The following is a 13466-nucleotide window of genomic DNA, read 5'->3' as shown; positions in this document are numbered from 1 at the left end:
ATGATTCGCAACTAATCCCGCATCGCGGTATAATCGTGCTATTTTGCATGGTTTATATAGGTTCGTTGATGAAGGCATCTTTAGTTGAAATTGCAAATCGGGTACAGGGTACGGTGGTAGGGGATGAACAATTACTTGTCCAGTGCATATCTCCCATTGATAATATTCTTGCCGGCTCGCTGGTTTTTGCTGACGGGACTGACAATTTGAAGATTGCCGAGCAATCGGACGCGGCCGCCATTCTGGTGAATTTGTCAGTCACCAGCGACGTCAAACCCGTTATCCAGGTTAAAAACCCGATTAAAGCCTTTATCGAGTTACTCAACCACTTCTACCCGCAGCCGCAGCCAGCGCCCGGGATTCATCCTACCGCTGTGATTGCACCCGATGCCATCATTGGTAAAAACGTCTACATCGGCCCTTACGTGGTGATCGGCGCGCAGACCGTGATTGGCGATGAATGCATCCTGAAAGGCCATGTCCACATTGGCGAAAAAGTAACAATCGGCGCCGGTACCACCCTGCATCCCAACGTCACCGTTTATGATGGTTGCCATCTTGGCCAGCGTGTGTGCATTCATGCAGCCACCGTCATCGGTTCGGATGGATTCGGCTATACTTTTGTTGATGGACAACACCTCAAAATGCCCCACCTTGGCAATGTGGTCATCGAAGACGATGTGGAAGTGGGTGCCAATACAGTGATTGACAGAGCCACACTGGGCTCTACGGTCATTGGGGCAGGAACGAAAATTGATAACCTGGTTCAGGTTGCGCATTCCGTTAAACTGGGGCAGCACAATATCCTCTGTGCGTTCACAGGCATCGCCGGCAGTACCACCAGTGGCAACCATGTCATTTTCGCTGCCAATGTCGGGGTCAGCGATCACGTGCGCATCGATGACGGGGTCATTTTAGCCGCGCGCGCGGGTGTTCCACCTAAAAAACATTTGCTGGAAGGCAATATTTATCTGGGCAATCCGGCACGTCCACGCGATAAAGCCATTGAGCAGGAACTTTCCGTGACGCGTATTCCACTGATGCGGAAAAACTTAAAAGCCTTAAGCGAGAAAGTCAATGAATTGAGTGAGCGTTTAGCTCAATATGAAGCGAGTGAATAATGACATCCCCTTTAATTCTGGTTGACGGTTCATCTTATTTTTTTCGTGCTTTCCATGCGTTGCCGCCCTTAACCAATTCCAAAGGAAAACCCACGGGGGCCATTTATGGTGTGGCCAACATGGTCAAGCGTTTAATCAAGGATTATAAACCGCAGGATTTGGCGGTTATCTTTGATGCCAAAGGCAAAACGTTCCGCGATGACTGGTACCCGGAATACAAGGCACACCGCGCCCCCATGCCCGATGATTTAAGCTGTCAGTTTGAGCCCCTGCTGGCCTTGTTAAAAGCCATGGGCTTGCCCTTGCTCATTGTCGACGGGGTAGAAGCGGACGATGTCATCGGCACCCTCGCCGTACTGGCCGCGGCCAAAGGCCGTCAAGTCATTATTTCCACCGGCGACAAGGACATGGCCCAGCTGGTCAATCCGCAGGTAACCCTCATTAACACCATGACCAATCAATTATTAGACAGCCATGGGGTTTATCAGAAATTTGGCGTCAAACCGGAACAAATCATCGATTACCTGACTTTAATTGGCGACAGCGTCGATAATATACCCGGCGTGAACAAATGCGGCCCTAAAACAGCCGCTAAATGGCTGGAGCAGTATCAAACGCTCGATAACCTGGTCGCCAATGCGCATGCCATCAGCGGTAAAATCGGGGAAAATCTGCGGGAAGCCCTGCAGCAATTGCCGCTTTCCAAGCGCTTAGTCACCATCAAAACCGACGTTGAATTGCCAATGACCCTTGATGAATTGGCCATTCAGGCAGCCGAACAACAGTCGCTCATCGACCTGGTTCGCGAGCTTGAATTTAAAGGTTGGCTTAAAGAATTACTGAGCAGCAAAGAACCCCAGCAGCAATTGCAAATGGATATCCTTGAAGAAGAACCGTCCGTCATTCACTATACCCTGATTACCACCCCAGCCGGTCTTGACGAGTGGGTTACCCAACTCAATGGCTGCAGCCAGTTCAGCTTAGATACCAAAACCGCTCAGTTTGAACCGATGGATGGCCAACTCGTTGGGATTGCGCTGGCTACGGATTCGCAAGGCGCGGCCTATATTCCAATCGGCCATGCGAATCAGAACGAGCAACTGCCGGCGGATTTAGTCTTAAATGCCCTAAAACCGGTTTTAGAAAACCCGGGCATTGGCAAAATTGGCAAAAACCTCAAATACGATTACTGCATTCTTAAAAACCACGGCATTACCCTTCGCGGTCTCGCCTTTGACACCATGCTGGAATCCTATGTTTTAAACAGCAGCAGCAGTAGCCACGACATTGAATCGCTCTCATTGAAATACTTAGGCCACAAGACCATCCACCTTGAGGAAATTGCCGGCAAGGGTAGTAAACAATTGCCCTTTGACCAGATCCCGGTTGCCCTGGCAGCGCCCTATGCCGCCGAAGAAGCGGACATTGCGCTGAAACTGCATCACAGCCTTTACCCCCAACTGGACGAATCGCTTAAACAAGTCTTAAACGACATTGAAATGCCGTTAGTCACCGTGCTTGCTGAAATTGAAAACCACGGGGTGCTTATCGATGAAAACGCGCTTACCCGTCATGGGCAACGCCTGAAAGAACGCATGGTTGCGCTGGAAATGGAAGCGGTGCAACTGGCGGGACGGCCTTTTAATTTAAACTCCCCCAAACAGTTGCAGGAAATTCTGTTTGATGAATTGAAACTACCGGTGTTTACCAAAACCCCCACAGGCCAACCATCCACGGCCGAATCGGTTCTGCAGGAGCTGGCTTTTGATTACCGATTACCCGCCGTTATTCTTGAGTACCGCGGGTTAAGCAAACTGGTCTCAACCTACATTGATGCCCTGCCGAAACGCATTAACGCACGTACCCACCGTGTCCATACCTGTTACAATCAGGCGGTGGCCGCCACTGGACGTCTGTCGTCCAGTGAGCCCAATCTGCAGAATATCCCCATTCGCAGTGAAGAAGGACGTCTTATCCGCAAAGCGTTTATTGCTCCGCCTCATCACCGCATCATGGCGGCTGACTATTCTCAGATTGAGTTGCGTATCATGGCGCATTTGTCGCAGGATCCCAATTTGCTTAAAGCCTTCGCACAGGGATGGGATATTCATGCGGCAACGGCCAGCGAAATTTTTCAGGTCAGCCTCAACGACATTACTCAGGAGCATCGCCGCCGTGCCAAAGCAATTAATTTCGGCCTGATTTATGGCATGTCCGCTTTTGGCCTTGCCAAGCAATTAGGCATTGAACGTCAGGATGCCCAATATTACATGGAAACGTATTTTAAACGTTATCCCGGGGTCCTGGATTACATGGAACGCACCCGCAGACAAGCTCATCAATCCGGCTATGTAGAAACTTTATTTGGCCGCCGTCTGCATCTGCCGGAAATTAATACGCGCAACATCATGCGTCAGAAAGCCGCCGAGCGGGCGGCCATCAATGCCCCCATGCAGGGCACCGCCGCCGACATCATTAAAAAAGCCATGCTGGCGGTAGCCGATTGGCAAAATCAGCAAAAAGAACCGTTAGCCCGCATGATCATGCAGGTTCATGATGAATTGGTGTTTGAAGTGCGCGAAGAAGCCGTTGAACTTTGCCGGCAAACTATCCCGTCGTTAATGGAAAATGTCGTACAACTTTCCGTGCCTTTGCAGGTCTCTGTGGGTGTGGGCCTGAACTGGGATGAAGCGCACTGACAAAAAAGGCGGGATAACCCGCCTTTTCACCCGATGAACGACATTACCAGGATATCAACCCATAAAGAATGGCTGAAATAGCAATCAAGCCAATCACGGTGATAAAACCATCGGTAATCCTGTGGCGGTAAGGTTTCATTGCTGGCACTTTTAACAGCGCATACATGGGCAATAAGAACAGAATCATCGCAATCACCGGGCCGCCCAGGGTTTCAATCATCCGCAAAATACTGGGATTAATAGTAGCTACGATCCAGCAAGTGATAATGATGAAAATATCAATGGCCAGGTACAATTGATAGCGTTTGCCATCGGCTTCAATGTGTTTTTTAGCCATGGATTTGATCAATAAACCGTGCATCCCTTCACTGGCCCCGAGGTAATGCCCCAGGAAGGATTTGGAAATGGCGATAAACGCAATACAAGGTGCCGCATAGGCAATCAGCGGGTTGTTAAAATGGTTCGCCAGGTAAGACAGAATGGTAATGTTCTGTCGCTTGGCTTCAGCCAAATCCTGGGGCGATAAACTGAACACGCAACTGAATACAAAAAACAGCACAGTCACTACCATCATCAGGTGGCTGTAGCGCAGGATCTGGTTGCTGCGGCGATCCGCATCCTGGCCATACTGTTGTTTCTGGTGGACGGCGAAGGAAGAAATAATCGGCGAATGATTAAATGAAAACACCATGACCGGAATAATTAGCCACAGGCACATCAGTAAACCATGCCCGTTAGGGTCAATCGCGGCGGATTGATTTAAAATGGCCCCATTCCAGTGCGGGATTAAATAAAGCGCCAGCAGCATGAGCATGGTAATGAACGGGTAAACCAGAACACTCATGGCTTTTACCACAAACTGCTGCCCCACCCGGATAACGGCCATTAACGCCAGAATCAGGGTAATGGATAATACAGCCCGTGACGGCGGTGTAATCCCCAGCTGATTAATCAAAAAACTTTGCGTCGTGTTGGTAATGGCGACACTGTACATTAATAACAGCGGGTAAATGGCAAAAAAATAGAGGAAGGTTAAGACTTTGCCCGCCAGCGCCCCAAAATGCTCATCGACAACGGCGGTGATATCGGCTTTGGGCTTTGAGCCGGATAACACAAAACGGCAAAGGGCACGGTGAGAAAAATAAGTCATCGGGAATGCGAGCACGGCCATGATCAATAAAGGCCAAAGGCCATTCATCCCGGCATCAATAGGCAGGAAAAGAACGCCTGCGCCAATGGCTGTTCCATACAGCCCCAGCATCCAGATCGTATCCTGCTTCTGCCACTCAGAAACTTTGAGCGAAGTCTCCGTTGTTACTACCCCTGCGTCATGAGAAGACATATAACATCCTTCGTTAATTACTAAAATACGGGCTATCCGCCCTGTCGCCTGCTTGATCAAGCAATGTCTGTTTTTTATACAAACGTCGTCCAAAATAACAAATTTGAGGGGGTTACGCAAGAGTAACTCTTACGTCTTGCAGAGAAAACCCGCAACAAAGTTGAACAATATTACCACACAATGGTACAATAATGATCTTTTAATGTTCACTTTGGTGGTGAGAAAAGCCCCTTTTGGCTACATCAAGTACTACGACATTAGACCCTATATCTTTTTATTAAACCAACAGGAACCCTAATCCATGACCATGATGCTCCGTCTAAACCAAGCCGCTCGTCACGTCAGTTTTCTCCTCATTCTCCTGGTCAGTGTCGCGTCTTACGCCGCAGACCAATCCCTGTGCAATTACCTGGGAACGGGCATTCAACCCAATTTGAGCCTTCAATTGCAGGCCAATGGCGGCGACTCATGGGGTCAGTACCGCGCAGGCTATGGCAACTGCCAGCAGAATGCCGGCGCCGGGATCCCTACCCATACCGAGGCGGACAAACAATGGAGCGTGTGGTCCATTTATGATGAAAATAATAACTACTATGGCACCCTGACACTGGTAAACAATGGTTCGACCGTCCGCTTTCACCAATACAGCAATGACGCAAAAAACGGCTATTACATCGATGGACTCGAACTCAAGCAGGAGCCCAACAACCCCCGACAATGGATTATCCGCGTGTCAGACAAAGGCAAAATTGTCACTCCGGATAAGCCAACCGATGCAGGCCCCTTTGCTGGGACGCCTCGCGCCACGCCGGCAGTGTATTCAATTAATACATCCAAACCTTACCTGCTGAAGGTCAAGGGCAATCAAATTGTCGATAACGAGGGCAATGTGATTGTGATCCGCGGAATGGCAAGACCATCGCTCGAATGGAATAAACAGGGTCAGTTTCTCAGTGAAGACGACCTTCTGAACATGAAAAAATGGGGAGCCAACACCATCAGGCTCTCGCTTAAACAAAAAAGCTGGCTTGAATCCAAACCGGCAGATGTCAAGGGCTCCTATAAACAGATCGTTGACGCCATCATTTACCATGCCACACAAAACGGCATGGCGGTTATCATTGATTTGCACTGGCTTGACAAAGACGGTCAGGACGCCATGGCGTTTAAGGGATCGTCGGTTAAATTCTGGCAGGACGTGGCCCGCCAATACAAAGAGTACGGCACCGTCATGTTCGAATTATTCAATGAACCGGTCATTGATAAGGACGTCTGGCTTAAAGGTAACGCCACCTACGCGGGCTATCAGGAGCTGGTTGATGCCATTCGGGCTACCGGCGCAAACAACATTTGCATTGTGAATGGCACGGAGTGGGGATTTAATTTAAGTTTTGTGAATGCCAGCGACAATTACCACTATGCGATCAAGGGAGAAAACATCGTTTATGGCGCTCATCCCTATCAGCGGCCGTATGACCAAATCAGCGCAAGTTTACAGGGCGTTATCGGCAAATACCCGGTCATTTTTACTGAATTTGGCGACAACATGCGGGATCATTTCCCGAAAACCGCCAAGGACAGCGTCCCGGATACCTACAAGCAATCCTACACTGCTATCCTGAACTACATTCAGGATCATCAGGTTCATTATACTGCCTGGGCCTGGTGGGTAGAAGACGCCAAACCTGACTTCCCTACCTTGATTGCAGACTGGACCGGCACACCCATCAATGGTGGAGTACTGGTCAAACAGGCGATGGAAGCGAATCCAGGCACGCCCCTTCTTATCACCAGCCGCGGTAAATGACCTGAAATTAAAAGGGTAGAAATCCCGGGTTGCGTTGTGTTTAGAACGCCCCGGGATTAGCGCTTAGCGTTCGTCGCACACGGTAAAATAACCGTGACGATACGGGTTACTGCGGGAACGGAAAACGTAATCGCGGCAGCGTTGTCCATTTTCATCGGTGTAGCGTTTATCAAGACGGAAAGCAAAATCAGCAAAATTCATGTCCTGTTGTAATTCACGCTGTTGATTGGCGCGATCTTCCTCTTCCATTTTCTTAAAATAATGACTGAGCTTGCTGGCATACACGGAGGAGAAAACCAGACTCATGATGATCAGAACGATTGTTTTTTTCATATAAAAGATCCATAGTAAAACAACACGGGCAATATTAAACCATACATTGGCCCCGTTGACAAAAACTTAAGCATCACTAGGTAAAAACAGGGATATCTTCATGGACGCGAAATCGTTAAAATGAAGCCATCCTACCAACCGGATGGTAATCATGGCTCACGAACTGCCCAAACGGATTTTAACTCTCTTTTTAGTGTTTGCTTTTCTTTATCTTTTGCTGCTGCCTTTTATTGATTACCCGCTGACCACGATTTTAAAACCGCTGCCCATCGTCTGCCTGATGATCCTGGTTAAAACCATGCCGCAGGATTTCATGATTAAACTCCTGCTGACCCTGGCCCTAGGCTTTTCTTTAGCGGGAGATGTGGTCTTAACCCACCCGAGCCAGCTCGCGTTCATGATTGGGATGGTGTGCTTTTTATTGGCTCATTGTGTTTACATCAATCTTTTTTTGCGTGATTTTCAGTTTAACCGCAATCGCCTCTTCATTAGTTTAATCCCTTTAAGTCTTGCTGTTGCAGGCTACAGCTATTTTCATACTGCCTTTGGACAGTTGGCCATCCCGATTTTAGTGTATCTCATTGCTCTGCTTACCATGGTTTTTTCCGCTTTCCAGGTGAGGCAGCAGGCAGGGACTATTATTTCTGGCGCCTGCCTTTTCCTGGTCTCGGACAGTCTGCTGGGTTTAGGTCTCTTTGTTATTCCTTCACGCTGGATGCCTTTGGCCGTGATGCTCACTTATTATCTGGCGCAACTGTTTATAACCACGGGCATGCTGAATCGTCAGCTTGAGACGTCCCCTCAGTCCGTGAATCCTTACCAGTCGGTTTAGCGGCCTCAGTCAATGTTGATGAGCGATACCGCGGAGCAAGCCGCGGTATCGCAGTAAGGTTAGGATGGATTGATGCCCGGCTAAACCGCAATGGGCGCTTTGATTGCCGCGTGGCATTGATAGTTTTCAAACACAAAATCGTCGAACCGGTAATCAAACAGGCTGTCTGGACGACGGGCTAAGCGCAGTTGCGGTAAAGGCAAGGGCTCGCGTGCCAATTGCGTGCGGGCTTGTTCCAGATGATTTAAATACAGGTGGCAATCCCCGCCAGTCCAGATAAACTCCCCCACCTCCAGATTGCACTGTTGTGCGACCATGTGGGTCAGCAGGGAATAGGAAGCGATATTAAACGGCACACCTAAAAAAATATCGGCAGAACGTTGATACAGTTGGCAGGATAACTGACCGTTAGCGACATAAAACTGAAAAAGCGCATGGCAAGGCATTAAAGCCATTTTGTCGAGTTCACCGACATTCCAGGCACTGACAATCAATCGTCTTGAATCAGGGTTGTTCTTAATCTGCTGAAGCAGGTCGCTTAATTGATCGATGGTACGGCCATCCGCCGCCGGCCAGGAGCGCCATTGCTGTCCGTACACGGGGCCCAGATTGCCTTCACTGTCGGCCCACTCATCCCAGATGGTCACGCCGTTTTCATGGAGGTAAGCAATGTTGGTGTCGCCTTTTAAAAACCACAATAATTCATGAATAATGCTTCGCGTGTGTAATTTCTTGGTTGTAACCAGAGGGAAGCCCTCCTGTAAATTAAAACGCATCTGGTAACCAAACACCGACAGCGTACCGGTACCGGTACGATCCGATTTTTTTACCCCTGTATCCAGTACATGTTGTATTAATTCAAGATATGTTTTCATGATTCAGCCCGCCACCACAACCAGAGTCCTAAAATAAGCATGGGAATTGATAACAACTGCCCCATGGTTAACCAACCCAATGCCAAATAACCCAATTGCACATCGGGCACCCGGAAAAATTCGACAACCATCCGGCTGATAGCATACCCGATTAAGAACAAAGCCGATACCCGTCCTGCCGGACGCGGCCTGGAGGCATACCACCAGAGTAGAATAAACAAAGCAATTCCTTCAAAGCCCAGTTCATACAGTTGCGACGGATGCCGCGGCAGCCCGTCCGAATGAGGAAATACCATGGCCCAGGGAACAGTCGTTACCCGCCCCCACAACTCCCCATTAATAAAATTCCCTGCCCGACCGGCGGCCAATCCCAAAGGCACCAGCGGTGCAATGAAATCCCCCACTTGCAGAAAGGTTTTGTTGGTTTTACGGGCAAACAAAGCCAGCGCAATCATCACCCCCAGCAATCCGCCATGAAACGACATGCCGCCTTCCCATAACCTAAACAAGGACAACGGGTTGGCAAGGAGCTGCTGGGTCCCATAAAACAGCATATACCCTAAGCGGCCGCCGAGAATGACACCAATGGCCGCATAAAAAATCAGGTCGCTGATTTGTTCACTGCTCCAGTCAAGCGCATACCGTTTCGCCCGCCAATGCGCAAGCAACCAGGCCATGACAAAGCCAAAAAGATACATTAATCCATACCAATGCACCTGCAGGGGACCAATGGAAAAAGCAACGGGATCAATGGAGGGGAATGGCAGCATGATAACCTCAGTAAATTGGTGTCAGAACAGCAGGCTCAGGGCTGTACAAAACAAAATAACCACAAAACCGTAACGCAATTGTTTTACCGGCAGAATATAATTTAGTTTTGCGCCAAGGGGTGCAAATAACACACTGGGTATGGCCACGGCGACCACCGCCGGCCAATAAATAAATCCGGTGGCATAAGCAGGAAGCCCAGACTCCCGGCTGCCGGTCAGAATAAAAATAAGGGTGCCGAGGAGAGCGACCGTCAACGTGCATAAGGACGACACCGGGGCAATCTTTCGGGTATCCACCCCGCAATAAGTCAAGTAGGGAATAATCAGCACGCCACCGCCAACGCCTAACAATCCTGATTTAAAACCGATAATCCCTGTCACCAGGGCATTAATCCACCCACGAGGAAATTGGCGATGCCGGGTTACTTTCTCTTCGCGAAGCATTTTAACGCCCACTAACAACAAAAAGAGACCAAAAATAATTTCAAGCACCCGCGTCGGAATAAAATAGGCACTGACCGCGCCGGCAATCACACCCACGAAAATACCCGGCCATAAGCGCTGATAAACGCCCCATAACATATCACCCAGTTTAAGGTGTGAGTAAATGGACGATTGTGAAGTAAAGATCATCACCGCTAACGATGTCCCCGCCGCAAAATGCATGCTTAAGGGAGGCGGAATCACGTCTTGCTGCTGGAAAATAAAAAGCAGGGCCGGCACCACCACAAGGCCGCCGCCAATGCCGAGTATGCCCGACAACAAACCGGCAATCACACCGGCGATGGCATAAATCAGCGAGGTGAGTAAAAAATCCGGCATCTAGGACCGCCCAGCCCGAATCAGGCCGCCCAGGCCTTCCGCCTCCAGCGCGCGCTGCAGGTGCAAACGTATGGCCTGAGGGTGCTCAAGCTCAAGCACCTCGGCTAAAATTTTACGGGCATTGGCTAACGAGAAATTGCGAATCACCCATTTGACGCGAGGCAAACTGACCGAATTCATGCTTAAAATATCAAAGCCCATGGCCATTAATAAAATAACCGCCAGGGGATCGCTGGCCATCTCGCCGCAAATGCTGACCTCGACACCCGCGGCATGTCCGCCTTCCACCACTTTCATCAAGGTCTGCAACATGGCCGGGTGAAACGAATCATACAGGCCGGCAACCCGGGCATTGTTACGATCGACGGCCAATAAATACTGCGTTAAATCATTGCTGCCGACAGAGAGAAAATCAACACGCTTCGCCAATTCGCGAGCCAGATAAACCGCGGCGGGGACTTCCACCATGACGCCAAGACGGGGTTTTTCAATGTTGCAGCCTTCTTCCAGTAATTCACGATAAGCCTGTTCAATCAGCAAGATCGCTTCTTCCACCTCGCCTAGGGTTGTCACCATCGGCAACATGATTTTAAGGTTATTTAATTCTTCACTGGCCCGCATCATGGCACGGATCTGCATCAAAAACACATCGGGATGATCCAGGGTGATGCGGATGCCCCGCCAGCCTAAATACGGGTTGTCTTCTTCGACAGGAAAATAAGGCAGGGTTTTATCGCCGCCAATATCCAGGGTGCGCATGGTGACGTAACGCGGAGCGAAGGCCTTCAGAATTTGACGGTAAATGATGTATTGTTCGTCTTCAGAAGGAAACCTGTCGCGGCTCATGAATGGGATTTCAGACCGGTAAAGACCGACCCCCTCAGCGCCAACACTCATGGACAGACCCGCGTCCATGGCCAGACCGGTATTCACCTGGAGAGAAACCCGGTAATTATCCAGGGTTTCCGCTGGCTTGTCGCGCAGACTGACCAAGCTCTGATTCAAAGCCTCCTCTTCTTTGGCAAGCTTTTTGAATTCAGCCAATACCGATTTGGACGGCGAAAGATAGATATGCCCGAGAAAACCGTCGACAATAATGGCCCGCCCGCTTAACTGCTCGACCTTCAACCCCCTCACACCCATCACGGTGGGCACATCCAGGGCACGCGCTAAAATGGCCACATGAGAATTATTGGCGCCACGCGCCGACACCACGCCCACTAACTGGCCTTTGGGCACTTCCGCCAATGCCGAGGCGGGGATTTCCTCACCAATAAGCACCGTGCGGAGCGGATAGGTAATTTCCTCACGCTGGCCACGCTGCAGTTCGGCCAGCACTCGCCGACCAAGATCGCGAAAATCGCTGGCGCGTTCACGCAGGTATTCATCCTCCATGCTTTCAAATTGCTGCACGTGTTTTTTAATCACGACGGATAAGGCGGCCTGGGCGCTTAATTTTTCCTGGCGGATGACTTCCTCCACTTCCGCACCCAGGCTTTCATCATCGAGGATACGAACATACACATCGAACAGGGCATGCTCTTCTTCCGCCACATTGCTTTTCATACGCCGGCTCAAGCGTTGCATGTCTTCGCGAGCAACCTGCAGCGCCTCATAAAAGGTCGTCACTTCCTCATCGACGTCCTCTTCCTCAACCGGAATACGAGGCACGGCATCAATGTCTGCGGGCGGATAAACGACCACGGCACTGCCAATCCCGATACCCGGCACACTGCCTATCCCGCTTAATGAGGTCTGCACCACATCGGCCCTCTGTGCACCGATGGGTTTTGGCTGAGTGAGTTCGGCCAGTTCCCCTGTCGCCTCAGCATGGGCAATAATGCCGCCGAGCTGGGCGGCGAGGGTAATTAAAAACGCCTCTTCCGCGTCGTCGAAACAGCGCCGATCAGACTGCTGCACGGTAATGACGCCGTATAATTTACGGTGCTGAATAATGGGCACGCCGAGGAATGCTTTAAACTGCTCTTCTTCGAGCAGTGGATCATGGTGAAAATCCGGATGATTGGGCGCATCCTCGACATTGATGGGTTCTTCACGCCGCCCTACCAGGCCAATGATCCCGCTGTCCAAACCCACCCGGACTCGAAACTGAGCCAGTTTGTTTAATCCGTCAGTTGCAATCAGGACGTACTCGGCATGTTTGCTGTCAATGAGGTAGACAGAGACAGCATCGGTGTCAACAGCTTTTCTGACCCGTTGTACCAATATGTCCAAAGCCTCTGTCAAATGGTTGGCTGTGGTGACGTCCTGTACGATGCGCTTGAGAATTTTTAACATTTATCGATTATGATTACCTCGCTTGCGGCGGTGGCTGAATGGGCTACGGCGTTTTTTTAATAAATACTCAAGTTCTTTCATAGCCTGAGCATACACTTGTCGTTTAAAAAAAATAACCTGCGCTGGCGGCTCGTTGTAATCAATCCAGCGCCAGCTGTCAAACTCGGGTGAGTCGCTTAAATCAAGACGGACTTTCTGCTCACTGGCGACCAACCGCAACAGGTACCATTTTTGCTTTTGACCAATGACTAAAGGTTCGCTGCCATGGCGCAAATATTGTTTGGGAAGGCGGTATTTAAGCCAGCGACGGGTGGAGCCTAAGACTTCGATGTCTTCTTTATCAAGCCCCACTTCCTCCCGCAACTCACGAAACATGGCATCCAGCGCGGTTTCCCCCTGCGCTAAACCGCCCTGCGGAAATTGCCAGGCATCATGACCGTGCCTTCGCCCCCAAAAAACCCGTCCAGAGTCATTAACCAGGATGATCCCTACATTCAGCCGATACCCGGCACGATCAATCACCATCTCATCACTGCTTAGACTAAATCACTAATGGCATAATTTTTC

Annotated in this window: 11 protein-coding genes; 4 read left to right on the top strand and 7 right to left on the bottom strand. The window is 50.0% G+C overall.

Going from position 1 to position 13466, the window contains the following annotated elements:
* Positions 1–68: 68 nt before the first annotated feature.
* Positions 69–1121 carry a UDP-3-O-(3-hydroxymyristoyl)glucosamine N-acyltransferase gene (gene lpxD / locus DYE45_RS00665; protein ID WP_108291268.1) on the top strand — a complete coding sequence of 351 codons (1053 nt, stop codon included), beginning with the start codon at positions 69–71 and terminating at the stop codon, positions 1119–1121.
* Entirely contained in the window at positions 1121–3820 is a 2700-nt protein-coding gene (polA, locus tag DYE45_RS00660; RefSeq protein WP_108291266.1) for a DNA polymerase I, read from the top strand. Before lpxD ends, polA begins: the two co-directional genes overlap by 1 nt.
* A 43-nt stretch (positions 3821–3863) precedes the next feature.
* Here polA and DYE45_RS00655 read toward each other — a convergent pair whose 3' ends face one another.
* Positions 3864–5162 (bottom strand): serine/threonine transporter, encoded by a 1299-nt coding sequence (locus tag DYE45_RS00655; RefSeq protein ID WP_108291264.1) that lies wholly within the window; start codon positions 5160–5162, stop codon positions 3864–3866.
* Positions 5163–5463: 301 nt separating this feature from the next.
* Here DYE45_RS00655 and DYE45_RS00650 point away from each other — a divergent pair, with 301 nt between their 5' ends.
* Entirely contained in the window at positions 5464–6969 is a 1506-nt protein-coding gene (locus DYE45_RS00650) for a glycoside hydrolase family 5 protein (protein ID WP_108291262.1), read from the top strand.
* A gap of 63 nt (positions 6970–7032) precedes the next feature.
* On the opposite strand, the gene DYE45_RS00645 is transcribed toward DYE45_RS00650, so the two are convergent.
* Positions 7033–7302, bottom strand: coding sequence for a hypothetical protein (locus DYE45_RS00645; protein ID WP_058532823.1), 270 nt, complete (start codon positions 7300–7302; stop codon positions 7033–7035).
* Positions 7303–7453: 151 nt separating this feature from the next.
* On the opposite strand from DYE45_RS00645, the gene DYE45_RS00640 reads away from it, so the two are divergent.
* A complete protein-coding gene (locus DYE45_RS00640; RefSeq protein WP_115301042.1) occupies positions 7454–8134 on the top strand; it encodes a lysoplasmalogenase in 681 nt (226 codons plus the stop codon).
* Positions 8135–8214: 80 nt separating this feature from the next.
* On the opposite strand, the gene thyA is transcribed toward DYE45_RS00640, so the two are convergent.
* Genes thyA through DYE45_RS00615 form a run of 5 tightly spaced genes read right to left on the bottom strand, consistent with a single transcriptional unit; the run spans position 8215 to position 13424 of the window.
* Positions 8215–9009, bottom strand: a complete 795-nt coding sequence (gene thyA / locus DYE45_RS00635) for a thymidylate synthase (RefSeq protein ID WP_108335289.1) — start codon at positions 9007–9009, stop codon at positions 8215–8217.
* Positions 9006–9779 carry a prolipoprotein diacylglyceryl transferase gene (gene lgt / locus DYE45_RS00630; protein ID WP_108291258.1) on the bottom strand — a complete coding sequence of 258 codons (774 nt, stop codon included), beginning with the start codon at positions 9777–9779 and terminating at the stop codon, positions 9006–9008. The genes thyA and lgt overlap by 4 nt, the downstream gene beginning before the upstream one ends.
* Positions 9780–9800: 21 nt before the next feature.
* Positions 9801–10601, bottom strand: a complete 801-nt coding sequence (locus DYE45_RS00625; protein ID WP_108291256.1) for a sulfite exporter TauE/SafE family protein — start codon at positions 10599–10601, stop codon at positions 9801–9803.
* The gene (gene ptsP, locus DYE45_RS00620) at positions 10602–12899 is read right to left on the bottom strand and encodes a phosphoenolpyruvate--protein phosphotransferase (RefSeq protein ID WP_108291254.1); all 2298 of its coding nucleotides are present in this window, start codon (positions 12897–12899) and stop codon (positions 10602–10604) included.
* The gene (locus tag DYE45_RS00615; RefSeq protein WP_058532733.1) at positions 12900–13424 is read right to left on the bottom strand and encodes an RNA pyrophosphohydrolase; all 525 of its coding nucleotides are present in this window, start codon (positions 13422–13424) and stop codon (positions 12900–12902) included.
* Positions 13425–13466: the final 42 nt, after the last annotated feature.

Origin of the sequence: Legionella taurinensis (assembly GCF_900452865.1) — a bacterium.
Lineage (GTDB): Bacteria > Pseudomonadota > Gammaproteobacteria > Legionellales > Legionellaceae > Legionella_C > Legionella_C taurinensis.
Note: the sequence above shows the minus strand (reverse complement) of the source record. Positions and strands in the feature narration are given on the sequence as shown.

Coding starts and splice junctions, on each gene's coding strand:
- DYE45_RS00655 (WP_108291264.1), bottom strand. CDS start 5,162: ATGTCTTCTCATGACGCAGGGGTAGTAACAACGGAGACTTCGCTCAAA.
- thyA (WP_108335289.1), bottom strand. CDS start 9,009: ATGAAAACATATCTTGAATTAATACAACATGTACTGGATACAGGGGTA.
- DYE45_RS00645 (WP_058532823.1), bottom strand. CDS start 7,302: ATGAAAAAAACAATCGTTCTGATCATCATGAGTCTGGTTTTCTCCTCC.
- polA (WP_108291266.1), top strand. CDS start 1,121: ATGACATCCCCTTTAATTCTGGTTGACGGTTCATCTTATTTTTTTCGT.
- DYE45_RS00650 (WP_108291262.1), top strand. CDS start 5,464: ATGACCATGATGCTCCGTCTAAACCAAGCCGCTCGTCACGTCAGTTTT.
- DYE45_RS00640 (WP_115301042.1), top strand. CDS start 7,454: ATGGCTCACGAACTGCCCAAACGGATTTTAACTCTCTTTTTAGTGTTT.
- lpxD (WP_108291268.1), top strand. CDS start 69: ATGAAGGCATCTTTAGTTGAAATTGCAAATCGGGTACAGGGTACGGTG.
- lgt (WP_108291258.1), bottom strand. CDS start 9,779: ATGCTGCCATTCCCCTCCATTGATCCCGTTGCTTTTTCCATTGGTCCC.
- DYE45_RS00625 (WP_108291256.1), bottom strand. CDS start 10,601: ATGCCGGATTTTTTACTCACCTCGCTGATTTATGCCATCGCCGGTGTG.
- ptsP (WP_108291254.1), bottom strand. CDS start 12,899: ATGTTAAAAATTCTCAAGCGCATCGTACAGGACGTCACCACAGCCAAC.
- DYE45_RS00615 (WP_058532733.1), bottom strand. CDS start 13,424: ATGGTGATTGATCGTGCCGGGTATCGGCTGAATGTAGGGATCATCCTG.